This is a genomic window from Sphingomonas sp. NIBR02145 (assembly GCF_027359115.1).
GTDB lineage: Bacteria > Pseudomonadota > Alphaproteobacteria > Sphingomonadales > Sphingomonadaceae > Sphingomonas > Sphingomonas kyeonggiensis_A.
The window spans coordinates 1,361,704-1,382,718 of sequence record NZ_CP114791.1; the positions used below are offsets into that span (position 1 = coordinate 1,361,704).

Genomic DNA, 21,015 nt, shown 5'->3' on the forward strand with positions numbered 1-21,015 from the left:
GCAAAGCTTTGCGGTCCTCGTTCTGGAGGTCTAGGATCGGGAGCTTCGGGATCGCCAGTCGCAGGGAGCAAGGGCCAAGATGCATGGACCGGGTGAATTCGAATTGTCGCGGCGCGGCATATTGGTCGGCGGCGCGGCGTCCGTGGCGATGACCGCCGCACCACCCATCGCCGAAGCGCAGGAGGCGGCATCCGCCGGCGCCGGTGCGCCGGTGCTGGCCAGGGTCACGCTCAAGGTGAACGGCAAGCCGCACACGCTCGAGCTCGACACCCGCACCACCCTGCTCGACGCGCTGCGCGAGCATCTCCAGTTCACCGGCACCAAGAAGGGCTGCGACCACGGCCAGTGCGGTGCCTGCACGGTGATCGTCGAAGGGCGGCGGATCAACTCCTGCCTCAGCCTGGCGGTGATGCACGAGGGCGACAGCGTCACCACGATCGAAGGCCTGGGCACGGCCGAGAAGCTCCACCCGATGCAGGCCGCCTTCGTGAAGCATGACGGCTATCAGTGCGGCTATTGCACCCCCGGCCAGATCTGCTCGGCGGTGGCGGTGCTCGACGAGATCCGTGCCGGCATCCCCAGCCACGTCACCGGCGATGTCGCGGGCAAGCCGGCGATGAGCGCCGAGGAGATCCGCGAGCGGATGAGCGGCAACATCTGCCGCTGCGGCGCCTATTCGAACATCGTCGAGGCGATCAGCGAAGTCGCTGCCCGGAGGAAGGCATGAAGGCTTTCACCTATGAGCGCGCGGGCTCGCCCGCCGAGGCCGCCGCGATCGTCGGCCGCACCCAGGGCGCCCGCTTCATCGCGGGCGGCACCAACCTGCTCGACCTGATGAAGCTGCAGATCGAGACGCCCACCCACCTGGTCGACGTCAACCATCTCGGGCTCGATCGGATCGAGGCGACGCCGGAGGGTGGGCTCAGGATCGGCGCGCTGGTCCGCAACACCGATCTCGCCGCCGACAAGCGCGTCCGCGAGGATTATGCCCTGCTCTCCCGCGCGCTCGTCGCGGGCGCCTCGGGCCAGCTGCGCAACAAGGCGACAACCGCGGGCAATCTGCTCCAGCGCACCCGCTGCCCCTATTTCTACGACACCAACCAGCCCTGCAACAAGCGCAAGCCCGGCAGCGGCTGCGCGGCGATCGGCGGGATCAACCGCAGCATGGCGGTGATCGGCGCCAGCGACGCCTGCATCGCCACCCATCCCAGCGACATGGCGATCGCGATGCGCGCGCTCGACGCGGTGGTGGAAACGGTCCGCGCGGACGGCGCCACCCGGGCCATCCCGATCGCCGAGTTCCACACGCTCCCCGGCGACACGCCGAACGTCGAGAACACGCTGGCAGCCGGCGAACTCATCACTGCGGTGACGCTGCCCAGGCCGATCGGCGGCACGCATATCTACCACAAGGTCCGCGACCGGGCTTCCTATGCCTTTGCGCTCGTCTCGGTCGGCGCGATCCTGCAGAAGGACGGCAGCGGCCGGGTCGCGTTCGGCGGCGTCGCGCACAAGCCCTGGCGGGTCGAAGCGGCGGAAGCCGCGCTGGCACAGGGTGCGAAGGCAGCCGCCGCTCTCGCCTTTGCCGGTGCCAAGCCCACCGAGCAGAACAAGTTCAAGCTGGTGCTGGCCGAGCGCACGCTCGCCGCCGCAATTGCCGAAGCGAGGGCCTGAGCCATGAAGTTCACCACCCCCGCCGGCACCAATCCGATCGACCAGGGCAAGTTCGTCGGCAAGCCCACTCCGCGCATCGACGGCCCGCTCAAGACCAGCGGCGGCGCCCGCTATGCCTATGAGCATGGCGAGGCCGTCAAGAACCCCGCTTATGGCTATGTCGTCGGCTCGGCGATCGCCAAGGGGCGGATCTCCGCGATCGACCTGCGCGATGCCAAGGCCGCGCCCGGCGTGCTGGCGATCATCACCGCCGACAATGCCGGCAAGCTGAACAAGGGCAGCTTCAACACGGCAATGCTGCTCGGCGGCCCGGAGATCGAGCATTATCACCAGGCCGTCGCGCTGGTTGTCGCCGAGACCTTCGAGCAGGCGCGCGCCGCCGCGGCTTTGGTCCGCGTCGACTATGCCCGCGAAAAGGGCGCCTATGATCTCGCCGCCTCGGTGGACAGCGCCGTGAAGGCGGGCGGCAACAACGCCAAGGTCGGCGATTTCGACGGCGCCTTCGCCGCATCGCCGGTGCAGTTCGACCAGCGCTACACCACGCCGGATCACGCCCATGCGATGATGGAGCCGCATGCCTCGATCGCCGCCTGGGACGGCGACAAGCTGCAGATCTGGACCGCCAACCAGATGATCGCCTGGGGCAAGGGCGACGTCGCCAAGACGCTCGGCATTCCCAAGGAAAATGTCAGGCTGATCTCGCCCTTCATCGGCGGGGGCTTTGGCGGCAAGCTGTTCGTCCGCGCCGATGCGATCCTCGCCGCGCTGGGGGCGAAGGCGGCGGGCCGGCCGGTCAAGGTCGCCCTGCCCCGCCCGCTGATGTTCAACAACACCACGCACCGCCCGGCGACGATCCAGCGGATCCGCATCGGCGCGGGGCGCGACGGCAAGATCAGCGCGATCGCGCATGAGGAATGGTGCGGCGACCTGCCCGGCGGCGGCGGCGAGAACTCGGTCGCGCAGACCCGCCTGCTCTATGCCGGCGCCAACCGGCTGATCGGCCAGAAGCTCGCGGTGCTCAACCTGCCCGAGGCGAATGCGATGCGCGCGCCGGGCGAGGCGCCTGGCTTGATGGCGCTCGAGATCGCGATGGACGAGCTCGCCGAGAAGCTCGGCATCGACCCGATCGAACTGCGCGTGATCAACGATACCCAGGTCGATCCGGAAAAGCCGGAACGCCCCTTCTCGCAGCGCCAGCTGATCGAGTGCATGCGTACCGGCGCCGACAAGTTCGGCTGGGCGAAACGCAATCCGAAGCCGGGCCAGGTCCGTGACGGGCGCTGGCTGGTCGGCATCGGCATGGCAGCGGCCTTCCGCAACAACATCAACATGAAGTCGGCCGCACGCGTCCGGCTCGACGGCTCCGGCATCGTCACGGTCGAAACCGACATGACCGATATCGGCACCGGCACTTACACGATCGTCGCGCAGACCGCGGCCGAGATGATGGGCGTGCCGCTCGACAAGGTGAAGGTGAAGCTTGGCGATTCCAGCTTCCCGGTCTCGGCCGGCTCGGGCGGGCAATGGGGGGCGAACAGCGCCACCGCCGGCGTCTATGCCGCCTGCGTGAAACTGCGCGAGGCGGTTGCCCAGAAGCTCGGCTTCAATTCGGACGACGCGGTGTTCGCCGGCGGCAAGGTCCGCGTCGGCAAACGCAGCGTGCCGCTCGCCGACGCCGCCAGGGCCGGCGAGATCGTCGTCGAGGATGTGATGGAATATGGCGATCTGGGCCGCAAGTTCCAGCAATCCACCTTCGGCGCCCATTTCGTCGAGGTGGGCGTCGATATCGCTACCGCCGAGATCCGCATTCGCCGCATGCTCGCGGTGTGCGCGGCGGGCCGCATCCTCAATCCGGTCTCGGCACGCAGCCAGGTGATCGGCGCGATGACCATGGGCGCGGGTGCCGCGCTGATGGAGGAACTGGTGGTCGACAAGCGCTTCGGCTTCTTCGTCAACCACGACCTTGCCGGCTATGAAGTACCGGTCCATGCGGACATCCCGCACCAGGAAGTTATCTTCCTCGAGGAGACCGACCCCACCACCTCGCCGATGAAGGCCAAGGGCGTGGGCGAGCTCGGTATCTGCGGCGTCGGCGCGGCGGTTGCCAATGCGATCCACAACGCCACCGGCGTGCGGGTGCGCGACTATCCGGTCACGCTCGACAAGTTGCTCGAGGGCATGCCCGCGTTCGCCTGAACCCGGCTTGCAATGCAGGATTTCGCATGATTGTCTCAGCCGGTCGGGTTCGCAGCCCGGCCGCTCCTTGAGGCTGTTGGTGAAATAGGATCAGGCGCACGCAACAATGTTGCGAGATGCGGCGCGTTTCCGTTGAGAAGGTCAAAATTCGAAGCCGAAAAACAGCTCTTGGCCTCTACTTCGTGTACTTTGGCGCGTCGGCCCCGCCCCGGCTGTAGGATCAGCGCCCCGCCGCCGTCCGCGCCCAGGAAAGTGCCCGGTCGGCGACTTCCTCCCAGCCATCCTCGTTGCACAGCCAGTGCGAACGACCGGGGAATTCGTGGAACATGGTGTCGACCGGCGAGCGCAAATGCTTGCGGTAATTGGCGCGGACCATCGGCGCGGGCACGGTGCGGTCCTTCGCGCCGGCGATCAGCATCAGCGGCGGCCGGTCGGGGTTGTCCCAGCGCACCCGGGCGCCGATGCCCAGCACCGCCTGGAAGAACACGCGCCCCGGCGTGGGCACGATGAACTTCTCCCAGGCATAGGGCTTCTCGGCTGCCGGCAGCGTCTGGGCGAAGCCGGCGGCGAACTCGCGCTCGCTCATCCGCAACGCCCGGTTCCAGCCGTTGAACGCCGTGAACACGCAGAGGGAGGTCCATACCGCCAGCGGATGCGCGGGCACGCCGAAGGGCGGTGTCGGGTCGATCGCCACCGCCGCGGCGCCCAGCCCGCGATCGGCGAGCAGCTGGACGATCAAGCCGCCAAAGCTGTGCCCCATCAGGATCGGCGGATGCGGCATCGCTTCGATCAGCGCGGCATAATGATCGGTGATCTGCCTGAGACCGAGCTTGCCCAGCCGCGGATCGGGCGCCCGACGGAGCTCGTCCACCGGGCGATCGAGATAGGGCCAGGGCGGCGCCACCACGCTCACGCCCGCCGCCTCGAAGCGCTGGCGGAAGCGGTCCCACGAGCTTGGCGTAAGCCAGGCACCGTGGATGAGCATGACCGTGGGGGCCATCCGATACTCCGAACTGGGACCCGGGCTGGCCGGTCAGCCCTTGATGAAGGCGAGCAGGTCCGGGTTGATCACATCGGCATGGGTGGTCGCCATGCCGTGCGGGAAGCCCTTGTAGGTCTTGAGCGTCGCGTTCTTGAGCAGCTTGGCCGAAAGCGGGCCCGAGTCCGCATAGGGCACGACCTGGTCGTCATCGCCGTGCATCACCAGCGAGGGCACGGTGATCTTCTTGAGGTCCTCGGTGAAGTCGGTCTCGCTGAACGCCTTGATGCAGTCGTAATGGGCCTTGATCCCGCCCATCATGCCCTGGCGATACCAGTTGTCGATGATGCCCTGGCTGATCTTCGCGCCCGGCCGGTTGAAGCCGTAGAACGGGCCGGTCGGGAAATCGATGTAGAGCTGGGCGCGGTTGGCGAGCACGCCGGCGCGGATGCCGTCGAAAACCTCGATCGGCAGGCCACCGGGGTTCCTCTCGCTCTTGACCATCACCGGCGGCACCGCGCCGATCAGGACCATCTTGGCGACGCGGCCCGGCTTGGCGCGGGCGACATAATGCGCCACTTCGCCGCCACCGGTCGAATGGCCGACATGGATCGCGCCCTTCAGGTCGAGATGGTCGGTCAGCGCCGCGACATCGGCGGCATAGGTGTCCATCTCGTTGCCCGTATCGGTCTGGGTCGAGCGGCCATGCCCCCGGCGGTCATGCGCGATGACGCGGTAGCCCTGCATCAGGAAGTACATCATCTGGCTGTCCCAATCGTCCGCCGTCAGCGGCCAGCCGTGATGGAACACGATCGGCGTGGCGGTCTTGGGACCCCAGTCCTTGTAGAAGATCTCCGTGCCGTCGGCGGTCTTGATCGTCGCCATGGTCTTTTCTCCTGCGTGGGATGCCGCCCCGGCCAGGGCGGGAATGGGTAATGCCGCCGCTGCGGCGATCGCCGCGGCGCCTGCCACGAACTCGCGGCGCGTGGTTTCGAGACGCTCGCTCATGCTTTCCTCCTGCCGAACCTGCGCCAGCTCAGTCCCACAGGTGTCCGCAGCCGCAAATCTCGTGCCGGTGCCTCGCCTAACTCTTTCGGGCTACTCCCGCGCGGCGATGTTTCTGTGCTACCGTGCGCGCTTTCGGAAGCGTCGCGTGAGAAGGGGATCGTCTTGCGACTAGCCTTGCTCATCGCCGGGTTCATCGCGCTGTGCTTTGGGGGCACGGCGACCGCAGACGCGCCCGGCCAGGGCATCGGCCGCTATCTTCATGCGACCTGGACGAGCAAGGACGGCGTGCCCGCCATGGTCCAGGCACTCGCCCAGGGGCCGGATGGCTATATCTGGGTGGGCACCGGCAACGGCCTGTTCCGGTTCGACGGGGTGACCTTCGAATATGTCCCCCCCGCCCCCGATCACCCCCGCGGCGCGATCCCGATCAGCGCGCTGCTCGTCACCCGGCGTGGCGAACTCTGGGCCGCCTATGTCGGTGGCGGCGGGGTCGAGATCTATCGCGGCGGGCGCATGGTCAGCACCGACATGCACGATGCCGCCGGCGAGATCACCGAGCTTCGCGAGGACAAGGAAGGCGCGATCTGGGCCGTGGGCGGGCGCACGCGCAAGGCGCTCAAGCGCTACCGGGACGGCGCCTGGGAGACGATCGACCAGCGCTGGGGCCTGCCCGACAAGGATTACGTCTCCAGCCTGGCGACCGGCCGCGACGGATCGATCTGGGTCGCCACCGACAAGCAGCTCTACCTGCTGCGCCACGGCACCCGGCGGTTCGAGGCGGTGGGCGTGGAGCTCGGCTTCGGTGCCAATCTCGCGCTCGATCCCGAGGGTAATATGTGGCTGTCCGACGCCCATGGCACCCGCATGCTGCCCGATTATCCGGCCGGTGCTCGCGAGCCGAAGAACTCCGTGGTCTTTCCCTTTTCGGGGCCAGTCCGGCGCACCGCGATCCTGTTCGACCGGGACGGCAATCTCTGGGGTTCGAGCTTCACCAGCGGCATCTTCCAGATCGAGCGGGCCGCGGACAAGGCAAGCGCCGAGGGCAATATCTCGCTCTACCGCACCGAGAACGGGCTGACCTCCAACCAGGCCGTGTCGCTGCTGCAGGACCGCGAGGGCAATATCTGGGTAGGCACCGAGCTGGGGCTCGACCAGTTCCGCCCCGCCAGCCTGTTCCGCGTCGAGCCGCCGGCGGACGGCGCGGCGGAGGGCTATATGGTCGCTGCCGATGACGCCGGCACGATCTGGCTGGCGAGCGGCCCGTCGCTCTATCGCGCCCTGCCCGGCCAGGACCCCAGCCTCTTCTCCACCCAACCGGGCGACATTCAGGCGCTGTGCCGCGGCGGCAACGGCTCGGTCTGGCTCAGCACCGCGCGGCGCATGGTCCGGATGCGCGGCGGCCAGGTAGCCGAGACGATCGACCTGCCCGGTGCCGGCGAGACCTATGGCTGCGCGGAAGATGGGCTGGGCCGGCTTTGGGTAGCGCGTTTCCAGCACGGCGTGCTCGTTCGCCGCGGCAATGGCTGGCACCAGGCCAACCTCCCTTTGCCGGGCCGACCGCAGGACATCGTCATCGACCGGGACGGCAACCCGGTGATCATCCTGGATCGCAAGGGCATCGTCCGCGTCGTCGGTACCACGGCGCGCGGCTGGACCAACGACCAGATCGGCGTTTCCGGGCTCACCGGCGTCTATGCCGGGCGCGACGGCATGCTGGTGGCGGGCGGTGAAGGCCTGGCCCTATGGCGGAACGGCCGGTTCGACCGGCTGTCGATCGCCGACCACCCCTGGCTGCGCGGCGTGCGCGGCCTGGTCCAGACGGCGTCGGGCGAGACCTGGATGGTCAACAATATCGGCCTGCTGAGGATTCACACCGTCGATCTCGATCGCGCCTTCTCGCACCCCCGCGTGCCGATCCCCCACGACCTGTTCGACGAGCAGGACGGCTTTGCCAGCCGCACACAGCGCGCGGACGGCCCGCAGATCGCGGCGGGCGGCGATGGGCGGTTGTGGTTCCTGACCCGGCAGAGCGTGATGCGGATCGACCCGGGCAAGCTTTCCCGCAACGCCGTCGTGCCGCCGGTGGCAATCCGCGCGCTGGTCGTGGATGGCAAGCGCTTCGTCGATCCATCGCGGATCACCCTGCCCCGCGGCGAGTCCAACCTGTCGATCGAATATACCGGCCTCAGCTTCTCGGTGCCGAGCCGGGTCCGCTTCCGCTACATGCTGGAGGGCGTGGACCGCACCTGGATTGATCCCGGCACGCGCCGCCAGGCATTCTACACCAATCTCGAGCCGGGCTCCTATCGCTTCCGGGTGATCGCTTCGAACAATGACGGGATCTGGAACCCCACTCCGACCACATTGGAATTCACGCTACCGCCGACCTTCTTCCAGAGCAGGTGGTTCACGCTTCTCTGTGTACTGGGGGCGATCGGCCTGTTCTGGCTGTTCTACCAGGTGAAGGTCCGTGCCCTGGCCGCGCAGATGCGCGATCGCATGCGCGAGCGACTTGGCGAGCGTGAGCGGATCGCGCGCGAATTGCACGACACGCTGCTGCAGGGCGTGCAGGCGCTGGTCCTCCGCTTCCAGCTCGTCGCTGACGATATCTCGCCCGAGAACCCGGCGCGCCGCGAGCTCGAGGAAGCGCTCGACCGCGCCGACAATGTCCTTGCCGAGGGACGCGACCGGGTGCGCGACCTGCGCATGATCGGCGGCGCCGATGATATCGAGCACATGATCCTGGAGATCGCCCGCAAGCAGGTCTTCTCGCCCTCCACCCAGATCTCGGTGGTAAGCGAGGGCGAGCCGCGGCCGCTCGACCCGCTGGTGTGGGATGAAGTGGCACGGATCGCCAACGAGGCGCTCTTCAACATCTGGCGCCACGCCCATGCGCGCCAGATTGCGATCCGCATCGGTTTCCAGCCCGATTGCTTCAGTGTCCGCTTCCGCGACGATGGCGTGGGGATTACCGACGAGGTATTGCGCGACGGCAAGCGCGACGGGCATTTCGGCCTGCCGGGCATGCGCGAGCGTGCAGCCAAGATCCAGTCGCGCCTTGTGGTGCAAAGGCCACCCGCGGGCGGTACCGAAATCATCCTGATCGTCCCCGCGACGATCGCCTATTCGAATACGCGGCGCCGCAAGTGGCGCGCACTGGTCACGGGAGGCCGAATTGGTTGAGGCAGCATTGGCGACGCGCGCGAAGACCGTCCGGGTAATGGTGGTCGACGATCACCCGATGCTGCGCGAAGGCATCGTCGCAGTGGTCGAGCGCCAGGCGGACATGGAGATCGTCGCGGAGGCCCAGGGCGGTGCAGAGGCGGTCGAGCGGTATCGCGAGGTCCAGCCCGACGTGACGCTGATGGACATCCAGATGCCGGGCATGGACGGCGTGGAGACGATCGAGGCGATCCGCCGCGAATTCCCCGCCGCCCAGTTTGTGGTGCTCACCACCTATCCGGGCGACACGCATGCGCTGCGGGCACTGCGCGCCGGGGCGACCGGCTATCTGCTGAAGAGCTGCATCCGCAAGGACCTGCTCGATACGATCCGCGCGGTGCATGAGGGGCGCCGGGCGATCGCCGCGGATGTCGCCCAGGAAATCGCCCTTCACGCGTTCGACGACCGGCTGAGCGAGCGCGAGACGGACATCCTCCGCCTGGTCGCGGAAGGACATCCCAACAAGCAGATCGCCTGGCGCCTGTCGCTCTCCACCGACACGGTGAAAGCGCATCTCAAGAACATCTTCACCAAGCTCGACGTGGCCGATCGTACCCACGCGGTGATCATCGCGGCACGGCGCGGCTTCATCGAGATCTGAAGCCGCGCCGCACGCTCTCCGGGCCTAGATGACCCCGTCCTCGGTTTCCGAGCGGAACTCGTGCCACAGCCCGTTGAGGATGCCGAAGCCGACGGCGAGGCCGACACCCAGGATCCAGGCAAAATACCACATGGGAACTGCTCCTCAGTAGAAGTCGGGGTTGGTGCGCACGTCCTGCTCGGTCACCCGGCCGAACATGATGCGGTAGGCCCAGGCCGTATAGGCAAGGACGATCGGCAGGAAGATCGCAGTGACGATCAGCATGGTGAACAGCGTGCCGTGGCTCGACGAGGCGTTCCACACCGTCAGGCTCGACAGCGGATCGATCGAGCTCGGCAGAATGTACGGGAACATCGACAGTCCAACAGTGGAGATGATCCCCACATTGGCGAGCGACGAGCCCGCGAACACCAGCACGTCATTGCGGCCGCGGATGCCGAGCAGCGCCAGCACCGGGCCAACAAAGCCGAGCAAGGGGGCGATCAGCATCCAGGGATGCGCGCCGTAATTGGCCAGCCAGGCACCGCCTTCCGCAACCGTGGTCGAGAAGCGCGGATTGGACGGACCGCCTGCGTCGACCAAGCCATCCAGCCGGTAGCCAAGACCGCCATAGGCGACGAACAGGCCGCCGACCGCGAACAGCACGATCGCCAGCACGGCAGCTACCTGGCCGAAGCGACGGGCACGCTCGAGCACCACGCCTTCGGACTTGAGGCTCAGCCAGCCCGCACCATGCAGCACCAGCATCGCCACCGAAAGCAGGCCAGTGACCAGCGTGAACGGGGTGAAGAGGCCGAGAAGCGATCCCTCGTAGAAGGCGCGCAGGTCTCCATCGAGGCGGAAGGGAATGCCCTTGAGCACATTGCCCACCGCGACACCGAAGACGAGCGCCGGCACGAAGCCGCCGACGAACAGCGCCCAGTCCCAGCGATAGCGCCATTTCAGGTCCGGGTGCTTCGAGCGGTACTTGAAGCCCACCGGCCGCAATATCAGCGCCGACAGCACCAGGAACATCGCCAGGTAGAAGCCGGAGAAGCTCACGGCATAGACGAAGGGCCATGCCGCGAAGATGGCGCCGCCGCCGAGGATGAACCACACTTGGTTGCCTTCCCAGGTTGCGCCGATGGTGTTGATCACCATCCGACGCTCCTCGTCGGTCTTCCCCACGAACGGGAGCAGTGCTCCCGTCCCCAGGTCGAAGCCGTCGGTCAGTGCGAAGCCGATCAGCAATACACCGAGCAACAGCCACCAGATGATGCGTAGCGTTTCAAAATCGAGAGGGATGGACATGGTCTGTCTCCAAAACCCTGGTTCGGCTCATTCGGCCGGAACGGCGTGGAAATCGGGGCCCGCGGGCGCCGGCGCGGTCGCCGGACGATATTCCTCCGGCCCCTTCTTGATCGATGCGAGCATCAGCCGCACCTCGATCACCGCCAGCGCGCCATAGAGCGCGGTGAAGCCGACGATCGTCAGCCACAGCTCGGGCACGGTCAGGCTCGATGGTGCCAGGAAGGTCGGCAGCACGCCCTCCACCGCCCAGGGCTGGCGGCCGACCTCGGCCACGGCCCATCCCACTTCCGCGGCGATCCACGGCAGCGGCATCACGATCAGCGCCAGCCGCAGGAACCAGCGGGCGTCGAACTTGCGGACGGTCGAATAGTAGAAGGCAACCGCGAAGAAGGCGATCATGCCGAAACCAATCCCGGCCATGATGCGGAACATCCAGAAGATCGCCGGCACGTTCGGCACGGTGCTCCACGCCGCCTTGTCGATCGTCGCCGCGTCCGCGGTGCGCGGATCGGCCACGAAGCGCTTGAGCAGCAGCGCATAGCCCAGATCGTTCTTGGTCTTCTCGAACGCCTCGCGCGCAACCAGGTTGTTACGATCGACCTTGAGCTTCTCCACCGCGTCATAGGCAGTCAGCCCATTGACGATACGGACCTTGGCGCGCGCAACCAGCGGGAAGATGCCATTGACCTCACCGGTCAGGCTGCGCGTGGAGATCAGGCCCAGCACATAGGGGATCTTCACCTCGTACCTGGTCTCGCGACCGCTGTTCGAAGGGACGCCGAAGATCGCGAGGCCGGCGGGCGCAGGCTCGGTGTGCCACATGCCCTCGATCGCGGCGAGCTTCATCTGCTGGTTCTCGGTCAGCGCATAGCCGCTCTCGTCGCCCAGCACGACGACCGACAGCGACGAAGCGAGGCCGAAGGCCGCCGCCACCGTGAAGCTGCGCTTGGCCAGCTCCAGATGCTTGCCCTTGAGCAGGTAGAAGGCCGAGACGCCGAGCACGAACACGCTGGCCATGACGTAGCCCGCGCTCACCGTGTGGACGAACTTCGCCTGGGCGACCGGATTGAAGATCACCGCCGCGAAGTCGGTGACTTCCATGCGCATCGTCTCGGGGTTGAACACCGATCCCGTCGGGTGCTGCATCCAGCCATTGGCGACGAGGATCCACAGCGCCGACAGGTTGGAGCCGAGCGCCACCATGAAGGTGGTGAACAGGTGCGCCTGTTTCGACATGCGATCCCAGCCGAAGAACATCAGCCCGACGAACGTCGCTTCCAGGAAGAAGGCCATCAGGCCCTCGATCGCCAGCGGGGCGCCGAAGATGTCGCCCACATAGTGCGAGTAATAGGACCAGTTGGTCCCGAACTGGAATTCCATGGTGAGGCCGGTGGCGACGCCAAGGACGAAGTTGATGCCGAACAGCTTTGCCCAGAAACGGGTGATGTCCCGCCAGATCGGGCGGTTGGTCATCACGTACACGCTCTCCATGATGACGAGCATGAACGAGAGGCCGAGCGTCAACGGCACGAACAGGAAGTGGTAAAGCGCAGTCAGCGCGAATTGGAGCCTCGATAGCTCCACGACTGCCATGCTGATCATCGCAGGAAATCCCCCTACGCAAGAGTCTGCGCCCAACGGGTTTGGTCGCGTCCTCATTGTCCCTAGAAGCGGTCCCCGAAGGCGACTTTGACCATGAACAAATACGCGGCGAACGCAACTCCGGCTAAGGGATGATATGATCTGGCTCCTGGATGTACCCGGTGCCGCGCTTTTCGCAGGGGGCATCGCGCTGGCGGTGAGCGCCCTTGCTGCGGGTGACGGCATCTCCCTGCTCGCTGCCTGCATGATCCTGGCAGGCGGGCTGATCCGTGGCGGGGCAGCGTTGCTGGTCCATGCCACCGCGATCCGCGCCGCCCAGCGCGTGGTTATGGCGTGGCGTTCCCATCTGTTCCCGCGCCTGCTCGCCGGTCGCCTCGCTCGCCCACTCCTGGCCGGTGAGAGTGCTGCCCTGGCGATCGACCATATGGCGACGATCGAAGCCTATCAGTCGCGCTTCAGGCCCGCGCGCGCCGCCTCTGCCGCAACGCCGTTGCTGGTTGCCGCAATAATCGCCTTCGCGAGCTGGGTGTCGGCCGCGATCCTGGTCATCACGCTGATCCCCTTCGCACTCGGCATGATCCTGGCCGGTACCGCCGCGCGTCGAACCTCGGAGCGCCAGCTGGCCGCGCTCGCCCAGCTTTCCGGCCTGTTCGTCGACCGCGTCCGCACCCTGCCCGTCATCCGCCATTTCGGCGCCGAGGACCGGATCACCCGCCAGGTCGGCATCGCCACCGGCGAAGTCGCCGAGCGCACCGTGGCGGTACTGCGCGTCGCTTTCCTTTCCGGCGCAGTCCTGGAGTTCTTCGCGGCGCTCTCGGTCGCGCTGGTCGCGGTCTATTGCGGGTTCAGCCTGCTCGGCCTGCTGCCCTTCCCCGCTCCCGAAAAGCTCACGCTCGGCCAGGCGTTCTTCGCGCTGGCGATGGCACCGGAATTCTACCTGCCGATGCGTCGCCTGGCCGCCGCCTATCACGAGAAGCAGCTGGGCGACGCAGCGAGCGCCGCATTGACCGCAGTCGAGGCCGAAACGCCCGCGCCACCCATCTCGGCGCGCTTCGACGGGCTGCAGGTTACCGGTCTCGTGATCCAATGGCCGAACCTGCATATCGGCCCGGTCAGCTTCGCGCTGGCACCGGCCGATATGGTTGCGCTGACCGGCCCGACCGGCAGCGGCAAATCGAGTCTGCTCGCCTCGGTTGCCGGGCAGATCGTTCCCGCCGCCGGCGCGGTGCGCATCGCCGGCGGCGGGGCTCTCGATCCCGGCGACATCGCCTGGGCGGCCCAGACCCCGTTGCTGCTTCCCGGCACCCTTGCCGAGAACATCGCCCTTGCCCGGCCGGACGCGACTATCGAGGCGATCGGTCAGGTCGCTTCGCTGGTGGGCCTGGATACCCTGCTCGCCGCACGCGGCGGGCTGGGACTGGCGCTCGACCATCGCGGCTCCGGCCTGTCGGGCGGCGAGCGGCGGCGGATCGGACTGGCGCGGGCTATCCTTTCGGGCCGCCCATTGCTGCTCTGCGACGAGCCCACTGCCGACCTCGACGCCGAAAGCGCTGCCGAGATCATCGACCTGCTCAAGACGCTTGCCCGCGACCGCGCGGTCCTGGTCGTGACCCATGATCCAGCCCTCGCCGCCGCGGCACGTCTGGAGGTGGCGCTGTGAACGTCTTCACCCTCGACCCGACCGGGCGCCGCTGGCTCCGACGCGCGAGCATCGCCGCGGTCGTTGCCGCGCTGGCCGGCATATTGCTGCTGGCGGTGTCGGGCTGGTTCCTGACCAGCGCGGCGCTGGCGGGGGCCGCCGGGCCGGTCGTCGCGCTCGGCTTCAACTATCTGATCCCCAGCGCCGGCATCCGGTTGCTGGCGATCCTGCGCACCGTGTCACGCTATGGCGAGCGGCTGTTCTCGCACCAGGCGGCGCTGGGCACGATGGCCGGGATGCGCGGCAGCCTGTTCGGCAGGCTCGCAGCACAGGATGCCCGCACCGGCCCCGACCTTTCCGGCGGCGACGCCAGCGCCCGGCTGATCGGCGATATCGACGCGCTCGAGGACCTGATCGTCCGCAAGCCCACCCGACCCGCCAGCCTGGTCGCGGCGGGCATCGGGGTGCTGCTCGCCGCGTTCGCCGGCTGGGCATCGGCACTGGCACTGCTCCTGCTGCTGGCCGCGCTACCCTTGCTGCTCGATCGTGCCGCCCGTCGCCTGACGAAGCAGCCTGCCCATGACGCAGCCGAGGCGCTGGGCGCGCTGCGCACCCGCTATGTCGAATATGCCGCCGCCCGCGCCGAGATCGCCGCCTATGGGCTGGCCGACCGGGTGACGCAGGACCTGGTACCGCTCACCGAGGCGCTCGACACCGCCCGGGCGCGGCTGAACCGGGGCGAAGGGGCGATCGCGGCACTGCTCGCCGGCTATACCGGGCTGGCCGTGGCGATCGTGCTGCTGCTCTCCAGCGGCCCCGCCCCGCAGGTCGCGCTGGCACTGCTCGCCACCGCCGGGGCGATCGAGGCGATGGCCGGGCTGGCCCGCACCGCCTTCCGCCAGGCCAGTGTCGGCGAGGGCCTGCGCCGGCTCGAGGCATTGCTGACCCTGCCCGAACCCGCGGCCCCCCAGGCGGATGGCACGCCGCTGCCGCTTCGGCTCGGCACACTGCGGCTCGAGCCCGGCAGCCGGGTTGCCGTCACCGGGCGCTCGGGGTCCGGCAAGACGCTGCTGCTCGATGCGCTGGCCGGCATGCGCGCCGTTGAGGTCGATGCCGCGATCGGCGAGCAACCGCCCATCGCCCAGCCCGGAGCGCTGCTGCGCAGCCAGTTCGCGCTGTCCCCGCAGGACGCCGCGCTGATCGCCGGGACGATCGGCGACAATCTCCGACTAGCCCGGCCCGGGCTCGATAATGCCGCGATGTGGGCCGCGCTCAAGGCCGTGGTGCTCGACGATCGCATCGGCAGGATGCCGGCCGGGCTCGACACAAGGCTGGGCGAAGCCGGCGGCACGCTTTCGGGCGGCGAGCGCAAGCGGCTGTCGCTGGCGCGGGCGCTGCTCGCCGGACGGCCCTGGCTACTGCTCGACGAGCCGACCGAAGGGCTGGACGCCGCCACCGAGGCCGAGCTGGTCGCCCGGCTCGACCAGTGGCTGCGCGGGACCGCGACCGGACTGGTGCTGGTCTCGCATCGGCCGGCACCGCTTTCGCTTGTCGGGAGCAGCGTGGCGATCGAGGCACTGGCGCCTCGGCCGGTTTAGGTTCCTGCTCCCACTATAGCTCCCCGGCGAAAGCGGGGCCCAGAATCACAAGCCACAGAGCAGAAAAACCCTGGGCCCAGGCTTTCGCCGGGGCTCAGTGCGGGCTCCAGGCATGGCCTAATCCTACGCCCTCACGGCATCGACTCGCGAAAGTACACAAAGTACAGGCCAAGAACGGGTTTTTGGCTCGGCAATTTTGACCTTCTTTATGGGAACGCGCGGCATCTCGCACGATTGCTACGTGCGGCTGATCCTATTTCACCAACAGCCTCAAAAAGCGGCTGAGCCCAAGTTCGACCGCCCGAGGCAAGCAGGCGAAATCCTACATTGCAAGGCCGCACAAAAAGGGCCGGCATCGCTGCCGGCCCTTCCCCGTCAGCGGGGGTACGGGTTCAGAGACGGACCCCAAGTCCTACGCCGAACACCAGCGGGTTCACCTTCACATGGGTGCGCTGCGTGCCGATCGCGGTGGTATCGAGCCGGGCGTCCGTGGTGATGTCGATGTATTTCACGTCGAGGTTCAGGAAGACCTTCCTGGTCAGGTCGACATCGACACCAGCCTGCGCCGCCCAGCCGAAGCTGTCCGACATGCGCACCCTGGTCTTGCCCACGGCCCCCTGCAGGCCGCTCGATGCCTTCTCGTCCCAGAAGATCGTGTAGTTCACGCCGGCGCCGACATAGGGGCGGATCTTGCCCCGCGAATTGAAGTGATATTGCGCGGTCAAGGTGGGCGGGAGCACCCAGGTCGAGCCAAGCTTGCCGATCGAACCGGTGGTGCCGGTGGTGCCACCGAAATTATGCTTGGTGGTCGAGGCGATCAGCTCGAAGCCGATATTGTCGGTGACCATGTAGGTCGCATCGATTTCCGGCATCACGGCATTGTCCAGGCTCACCTTCTCGGTGGGGAAAGCCGGCTTGATGCCGTTCGATTTCTCGTTTGGGGCCACCACGATCGTGCGCAGGCGAACCAGCACGTCGCCGGCGCGGATGCCGGTTTCGTCGCTCGTCTGGGCGCTGGCGGGGACGGCGACCATCAGGCCAGCTGCGGCCAGAGCGATCAGGGTCTTCATTGTTACCTCCACTGTTGACCCCATTGCCAATGGCCCCCGCCAAACCTCGCCGCATTGCAGCAACGCAAACGGGGATTTGACTGGTGTCAAAGCCGCCCGGAGCCCGTGCCCGCAGACAGGATCGCATGTGGACCTATCACCCCGAGCTGCTCGCCACGCCGGTGCCCCGCTACACCAGCTTCCCCACCGCAGCGGAGTTCGGTGACGATGTCGGCCCGGCCGACATGGAGCATGCGCTGGCGCGGGTGCGCGAGGACGAGCCGATCTCGCTCTATCTTCACGTCCCCTATTGCCATGAGATCTGCTGGTATTGCGGCTGCAACACCGGCGCCGCCAACCGCACCAGTCGGGTCGCCGCCTATGTCCAGCGGCTGGGCGAGGAGATCGACCTGATCGCCCGACGGCTCAACGGGCGCGGCAAGGTCGCCCGGATCGCCTGGGGTGGCGGCAGCCCCAATGCGCTGGCACCATCGCAGTTCGATGCACTAATGCACCGGGTACGCGCTGCCTTTGCCTGCAGCGAGGCGACCGTATCGGTCGAACTCGATCCGCGCGGCTTCGACTGGGGCTGGGCCGATTGCTTCGGGCGCAACAAGGTGACGCGCGCCAGCCTGGGCGTGCAGACCTTCGCGCCGCATATCCAGCGCGCGATTGGCCGCATCCAGCCGACCGAGGAGATCGCCTGCACCGTCGGCCGCCTGCGCGCCGCCCGGGTTGAATCGATCAATTTCGATCTGATGTATGGCCTGCCCGGGCAGTTTGCCGAGGATCTCGACGAGACGCTGCGCATCGCGCTGTCGATGCGGCCGGAGCGGTTCGCGGTGTTCGGCTATGCGCATGTGCCGCATTTGCTGCCGCGCCAGCGCCGGATCGATGCGACCCGCCTGCCGGGCGCCGCGGTCAGGTTCGCGATGGCGCAACAGGCGCATCGCTTGCTGCGCGGCGGCGGCTATGACGCGATCGGCTTCGATCACTTCGCGATGCCGCACGATGCCATTGCCCGCGCCGCCCGCAACAAGACGCTGCGCCGCAACTTCCAGGGCTTTACCGAGGACCCGTCCGATGTGCTGATCGGCCTGGGCGCCTCCTCGATCAGCGCCTTCCCCGGCGCGCTGCTGCAGAATGAGAAGAATGCCGGCCGCTACCACCTGCGCATCGGCAATGGCCAGCTTGCCACCGCGCGCGGCATCCGCCGCAGCGCCAGCGACCGGCGGCGCGGCGCGATCATCGAGGCTTTGCTTTGCCGTAATGAGGCGGAGTGCACCGGGCTGCCCGACCTGGCCGATATCCGCGAGCGGCTGGCGCCGTTCGAGGAATACGGGCTGATCGCCTGGGCCGGCACGCGCCTCCTGCTCGACCAGGGCGCGCTGCCCTATGCCCGCAGCATCGCCGCGACCTTCGATCCCTGGCGCGCCGCCAGCACCACGCGCTTCAGCAGCGCCGTCTGACCCTCCAGCCGAAAGCGTCCCCTCATGCTCACCGACGCCCTGCTCCTCGATCGTACGCCCACCGTTCCCGGTTGCGCGCCTGCCCGCTGCCAGGCGTGCAAGGCGCGCGGCAATTCGCTTTGCGCGGCGATGGGCGATGGCGAGATTTCGGCACTGCATGCGATCGGTCGCCGCCGCAGCCTGCCTGCGGGCCAGGTGTTCAACTGGGCCGGTGACCAGAACAATCACTGCGCCACGGTGGTAGAGGGGATGCTCAAGATGACGGCCTCGACCGAGGACGGGCGCGAGCAGATCGTCGGGTTGCTGTTCCCGGGCGATTTTGTCGGCGAGCTGTTCGAGGAGGACGCGACGCTGACGGTCTCCACCCTGTGCGACACCGATCTGTGCACCTACCCCCGCGCGGCGTTCGAACGGACGCTCGAGGATCATCCGCGCATGGAGCGGATGCTGCTCCGCCGGACGCTGGCCGCCCTGGGCGATGCACGCAGCCGGATGCTGGCGCTAGGCCGCCGCAACGCGAAGGAACGGATCGCCGGCTTCCTGCTCGACCTGGTCGAGCGCACGGGGCAGCCGGCCGGCAATGGCGGGGTGCTGATCGCGATTCCGATCAGCCGCGGCGAGATGGCGGATTATCTGGGGCTGACGATCGAGACGGTGAGCCGCCAGCTCTCGCAGCTCAAGGCGGCGGGCATCCTCGCCTTCGCCAAGGGCGATCGCGGTTGCACGGTGCTGGGCGAAGAACGGCTACGGGCAATCCTCAACCCGGCATGAGCCCGCGCCGGGCGATCTCGATCCCGCTCTCCTTGAGCGCGATCGCCCGGCGGCAGCCATCGAAGAAGCAGCGCAGCATGTAGGAGAGCTTGCCGACGTCACGCTCGCCTTCCGGCTCGATACTGTGCCACAGCTCGCTGGCCAGATCCTCGCCGTGCATCCGATCAAACTGGTGCATCTCGTGCAGCGCCGAGAGGAAGGCAGGCCCGGGACGGTGCGCGAGCGGCAGGTCCGCGAACAGCCGCTCGGCGCGGTTGAAGTGCGTGGCGGTCACCCGCTGGATCGACTTGCACAGCCGCAATATCTCGTCCGCCGCCGGCAGGGACGGCAGGCGATCGGCGACGATCTCCAGCTCGTGGCACAGGCTGCGCTGCACGACGTGGTCGTCTTCCAGTATCTCGAACGTCGAAATGTTCATGGGCACATCGAAGGGCGAAGGGGGGACCGTCATGATGTGATCTTTCGCATCTGGCCCGATCTAGCCCGTCGCCGGCGATCGCAACTTGACGGACGTCAAAAGGCTCCGGACGCCCGTCGCAACCGGCGCTCGCCTGGCGCCGCGGGTGGTGATAGCCAGCGCCTGCCCAGCCCCAGTGAGGTCCAGATGAAGCGCTTCCGATTTGCCGCCGGCACCGCCCTTGCCCTGCTCGCCTCCACGACGGCGATGGCCCAGCCCAAGTGCGGCCAGTTCACGATCGCGATGATCCCCGACACGCAGAACTATACCGACTACACCCACCAGAAGGCGGCGGGCTATCCGCTCGATGGCGTCGAGCTGTTCTATGAGCAGATGCGCTGGATCGCCGCGAATGCGCGCAGCGCCGGCGGCGACATCGTCTTCGCCACCCAGGTCGGCGATGTCTGGCAGCATTATTCGGAATGGACCGACCCGGAGCATGAGGTGCGCGGCTTCAGGGCCATGCCCAATTCGGGAAGCTCGGAAGTCGCCGAGGGGCCGCGCAAGGAAACGCGCGCATTCGAGATTCCGGCAGCGATCAGGGGCTTCGAGATCCTCAAGGGCAAGCTTCCCTTCTCGGTGGTGCCCGGCAACCACGATTATGACGCGCTGTGGACCGATCCCGCCTATCCGCCGCAGCCCGAGCGCAAGGACTCGCTGAGGATCGGACTGCGCCACCTGGGCGGGCTGGACGGATTCCGCTCGGCCTTTTCGGACCAGTCCGAGTTCTTCAAGGGGCAGCCCTGGTATGTCGATGCGCATGACGGCGGCGCGGACAGTGCGCAGCTCTTCACCGTCGGCAAGTGCCGGTTCCTGCATATCGGCCTGCAGTTCGATGCCCCCGATGCCTCGCTAGCCTGGGCGAAGCGCGTGCTGCATCGCTTCCCCGACGTGCCGACGATCGTCAGCACCCACAAATACCTCGATCGCGACGGATCGCATGCCGATACCCCGGCGCTCGACCAGAGCATCCTCGATCACCGCGACAACAACCCGCAGATGGTGTGGGACAAGCTGATCAGCGAGAACGACCAGATCTTCCTGGTGTTGAGCGGCCATATCGGCGGCCAGGGCTATAGCGTCGACCACAACCTGGCCGGGCACGAGGTGCACCAGATGCTCGCCGATTATCAGGGGCGCTGGCAGGTTGCGAAGGAGCTGGGCTGGAAGAACGCCAACGCTACCCTGGGCGACGGCTGGATGCGCCTGCTGACCTTCCGGCTCGACGGACCGAAGCCGAGCGTGCAGGTGCGCACCTGGTCGACCTTCTACAAGAAGTTCAGCACCGAGCTGCCCGACTATGCCGCCTGGTACAAGGCGCATGAGGGTATGGCAAAGCTCAGCGACGCCGAATATCTGAAACGCGACGATTTCAGCTTTGAACTGCCCGACTATCGCGCGCGGTTTGGGCGCAAATAGCACCCTCCCCAATTCGGAACGGCAAGAAAGTAGCGCGACGG

General features: G+C 67.3%; 17 protein-coding genes. 10 read left to right on the forward strand and 7 right to left on the reverse strand.

Annotation, left to right across the window (positions count from 1 at the left end; all coding sequences use genetic code 11):
* Nucleotides 1-79: 79 nt before the first annotated feature.
* From paoA to paoC, 3 genes are read left to right on the forward strand one after another with little or no spacing between them, the layout of a single operon-like run.
* Nucleotides 80-727, forward strand: coding sequence for an aldehyde dehydrogenase iron-sulfur subunit PaoA (paoA, locus tag O3305_RS06215; RefSeq protein ID WP_269575609.1), 648 nt, complete (start codon nucleotides 80-82; stop codon nucleotides 725-727).
* Nucleotides 724-1,674 (forward strand): FAD binding domain-containing protein, encoded by a 951-nt coding sequence (locus O3305_RS06220; RefSeq protein ID WP_269575610.1) that lies wholly within the window; start codon nucleotides 724-726, stop codon nucleotides 1,672-1,674. The genes paoA and O3305_RS06220 overlap by 4 nt, the downstream gene beginning before the upstream one ends.
* A gap of 3 nt (nucleotides 1,675-1,677) precedes the next feature.
* Nucleotides 1,678-3,870 carry an aldehyde oxidoreductase molybdenum-binding subunit PaoC gene (paoC, locus tag O3305_RS06225; protein WP_269575611.1) on the forward strand — a complete coding sequence of 731 codons (2,193 nt, stop codon included), beginning with the start codon at nucleotides 1,678-1,680 and terminating at the stop codon, nucleotides 3,868-3,870.
* Nucleotides 3,871-4,090: 220 nt separating this feature from the next.
* Here the strand turns inward: paoC and O3305_RS06230 are convergent, their stop codons facing one another.
* Together O3305_RS06230 and O3305_RS06235 are read right to left on the reverse strand one after the other, a co-directional pair.
* The gene (locus tag O3305_RS06230; protein ID WP_269575612.1) at nucleotides 4,091-4,870 is read right to left on the reverse strand and encodes an alpha/beta hydrolase; all 780 of its coding nucleotides are present in this window, start codon (nucleotides 4,868-4,870) and stop codon (nucleotides 4,091-4,093) included.
* Between the two features lie 33 nt (nucleotides 4,871-4,903).
* Entirely contained in the window at nucleotides 4,904-5,734 is an 831-nt protein-coding gene (locus O3305_RS06235) for an alpha/beta fold hydrolase (RefSeq protein WP_269576470.1), read from the reverse strand.
* A gap of 285 nt (nucleotides 5,735-6,019) precedes the next feature.
* Here O3305_RS06235 and O3305_RS06240 point away from each other — a divergent pair, with 285 nt between their 5' ends.
* Entirely contained in the window at nucleotides 6,020-9,040 is a 3,021-nt protein-coding gene (locus tag O3305_RS06240; RefSeq protein WP_269575613.1) for a sensor histidine kinase, read from the forward strand.
* Complete coding sequence (locus tag O3305_RS06245; RefSeq protein ID WP_269575614.1) at nucleotides 9,033-9,680, forward strand: response regulator; 648 nt, start codon at nucleotides 9,033-9,035, stop codon at nucleotides 9,678-9,680. The genes O3305_RS06240 and O3305_RS06245 overlap by 8 nt, the downstream gene beginning before the upstream one ends.
* Before the next feature lie 24 nt (nucleotides 9,681-9,704).
* On the opposite strand, the gene cydX is transcribed toward O3305_RS06245, so the two are convergent.
* Genes cydX through O3305_RS06260 form a run of 3 tightly spaced genes read right to left on the reverse strand, consistent with a single transcriptional unit; the run spans nucleotide 9,705 to nucleotide 12,572 of the window.
* Nucleotides 9,705-9,812: a cytochrome bd-I oxidase subunit CydX gene (cydX, locus tag O3305_RS06250; RefSeq protein ID WP_184165302.1), complete on the reverse strand. Its 108-nt coding sequence runs from the start codon at nucleotides 9,810-9,812 to the stop codon at nucleotides 9,705-9,707.
* Nucleotides 9,813-9,824: 12 nt separating this feature from the next.
* Nucleotides 9,825-10,970: a cytochrome d ubiquinol oxidase subunit II gene (gene cydB, locus O3305_RS06255; protein ID WP_269575615.1), complete on the reverse strand. Its 1,146-nt coding sequence runs from the start codon at nucleotides 10,968-10,970 to the stop codon at nucleotides 9,825-9,827.
* A 27-nt stretch (nucleotides 10,971-10,997) separates the two neighbouring features.
* A complete protein-coding gene (locus O3305_RS06260; RefSeq protein WP_502958186.1) occupies nucleotides 10,998-12,572 on the reverse strand; it encodes a cytochrome ubiquinol oxidase subunit I in 1,575 nt (524 codons plus the stop codon).
* Between the two features lie 136 nt (nucleotides 12,573-12,708).
* Between O3305_RS06260 and O3305_RS06265 the strand changes: the two genes are divergently transcribed.
* Together O3305_RS06265 and O3305_RS06270 are read left to right on the forward strand one after the other, a co-directional pair.
* Nucleotides 12,709-14,232 carry an ABC transporter ATP-binding protein/permease gene (locus O3305_RS06265; RefSeq protein WP_269575616.1) on the forward strand — a complete coding sequence of 508 codons (1,524 nt, stop codon included), beginning with the start codon at nucleotides 12,709-12,711 and terminating at the stop codon, nucleotides 14,230-14,232.
* Nucleotides 14,229-15,809, forward strand: a complete 1,581-nt coding sequence (locus O3305_RS06270; RefSeq protein ID WP_269575617.1) for an amino acid ABC transporter ATP-binding/permease protein — start codon at nucleotides 14,229-14,231, stop codon at nucleotides 15,807-15,809. Before O3305_RS06265 ends, O3305_RS06270 begins: the two co-directional genes overlap by 4 nt.
* A gap of 392 nt (nucleotides 15,810-16,201) precedes the next feature.
* Here the strand turns inward: O3305_RS06270 and O3305_RS06275 are convergent, their stop codons facing one another.
* Nucleotides 16,202-16,879 carry an OmpW/AlkL family protein gene (locus O3305_RS06275; protein ID WP_269575618.1) on the reverse strand — a complete coding sequence of 226 codons (678 nt, stop codon included), beginning with the start codon at nucleotides 16,877-16,879 and terminating at the stop codon, nucleotides 16,202-16,204.
* A gap of 125 nt (nucleotides 16,880-17,004) precedes the next feature.
* Between O3305_RS06275 and hemN the strand changes: the two genes are divergently transcribed.
* Nucleotides 17,005-18,327 carry an oxygen-independent coproporphyrinogen III oxidase gene (gene hemN, locus O3305_RS06280; RefSeq protein ID WP_269575619.1) on the forward strand — a complete coding sequence of 441 codons (1,323 nt, stop codon included), beginning with the start codon at nucleotides 17,005-17,007 and terminating at the stop codon, nucleotides 18,325-18,327.
* 24 nt (nucleotides 18,328-18,351) lie between these two features.
* Complete coding sequence (locus O3305_RS06285) at nucleotides 18,352-19,098, forward strand: Crp/Fnr family transcriptional regulator (RefSeq protein ID WP_269575620.1); 747 nt, start codon at nucleotides 18,352-18,354, stop codon at nucleotides 19,096-19,098.
* On the opposite strand, the gene O3305_RS06290 is transcribed toward O3305_RS06285, so the two are convergent.
* Nucleotides 19,085-19,516 carry a hemerythrin domain-containing protein gene (locus O3305_RS06290; RefSeq protein ID WP_269575621.1) on the reverse strand — a complete coding sequence of 144 codons (432 nt, stop codon included), beginning with the start codon at nucleotides 19,514-19,516 and terminating at the stop codon, nucleotides 19,085-19,087. The genes O3305_RS06285 and O3305_RS06290 overlap by 14 nt on opposite strands.
* Nucleotides 19,517-19,702: 186 nt before the next feature.
* Here O3305_RS06290 and O3305_RS06295 point away from each other — a divergent pair, with 186 nt between their 5' ends.
* Nucleotides 19,703-20,974, forward strand: a complete 1,272-nt coding sequence (locus O3305_RS06295) for a metallophosphoesterase family protein (protein WP_269575622.1) — start codon at nucleotides 19,703-19,705, stop codon at nucleotides 20,972-20,974.
* Nucleotides 20,975-21,015 lie beyond the last annotated feature (41 nt).

What these genes read in the sequence shown, in the direction of transcription:
- paoA (WP_269575609.1), top strand. Translation starts at nt 80, where the DNA reads ATGCATGGACCGGGTGAATTCGAATTGTCGCGGCGCGGCATATTGGTC.
- O3305_RS06220 (WP_269575610.1), top strand. Translation starts at nt 724, where the DNA reads ATGAAGGCTTTCACCTATGAGCGCGCGGGCTCGCCCGCCGAGGCCGCC.
- paoC (WP_269575611.1), top strand. Translation starts at nt 1,678, where the DNA reads ATGAAGTTCACCACCCCCGCCGGCACCAATCCGATCGACCAGGGCAAG.
- O3305_RS06230 (WP_269575612.1), bottom strand. Translation starts at nt 4,870, where the DNA reads ATGGCCCCCACGGTCATGCTCATCCACGGTGCCTGGCTTACGCCAAGC.
- O3305_RS06235 (WP_269576470.1), bottom strand. Translation starts at nt 5,734, where the DNA reads ATGGCGACGATCAAGACCGCCGACGGCACGGAGATCTTCTACAAGGAC.
- cydX (WP_184165302.1), bottom strand. Translation starts at nt 9,812, where the DNA reads ATGTGGTATTTTGCCTGGATCCTGGGTGTCGGCCTCGCCGTCGGCTTC.
- cydB (WP_269575615.1), bottom strand. Translation starts at nt 10,970, where the DNA reads ATGTCCATCCCTCTCGATTTTGAAACGCTACGCATCATCTGGTGGCTG.
- O3305_RS06260 (WP_502958186.1), bottom strand. Translation starts at nt 12,572, where the DNA reads ATGATCAGCATGGCAGTCGTGGAGCTATCGAGGCTCCAATTCGCGCTG.
- O3305_RS06265 (WP_269575616.1), top strand. Translation starts at nt 12,709, where the DNA reads ATGATCTGGCTCCTGGATGTACCCGGTGCCGCGCTTTTCGCAGGGGGC.
- O3305_RS06275 (WP_269575618.1), bottom strand. Translation starts at nt 16,879, where the DNA reads ATGAAGACCCTGATCGCTCTGGCCGCAGCTGGCCTGATGGTCGCCGTC.
- hemN (WP_269575619.1), top strand. Translation starts at nt 17,005, where the DNA reads ATGTGGACCTATCACCCCGAGCTGCTCGCCACGCCGGTGCCCCGCTAC.
- O3305_RS06285 (WP_269575620.1), top strand. Translation starts at nt 18,352, where the DNA reads ATGCTCACCGACGCCCTGCTCCTCGATCGTACGCCCACCGTTCCCGGT.
- O3305_RS06290 (WP_269575621.1), bottom strand. Translation starts at nt 19,516, where the DNA reads ATGAACATTTCGACGTTCGAGATACTGGAAGACGACCACGTCGTGCAG.
- O3305_RS06295 (WP_269575622.1), top strand. Translation starts at nt 19,703, where the DNA reads ATGAAGCGCTTCCGATTTGCCGCCGGCACCGCCCTTGCCCTGCTCGCC.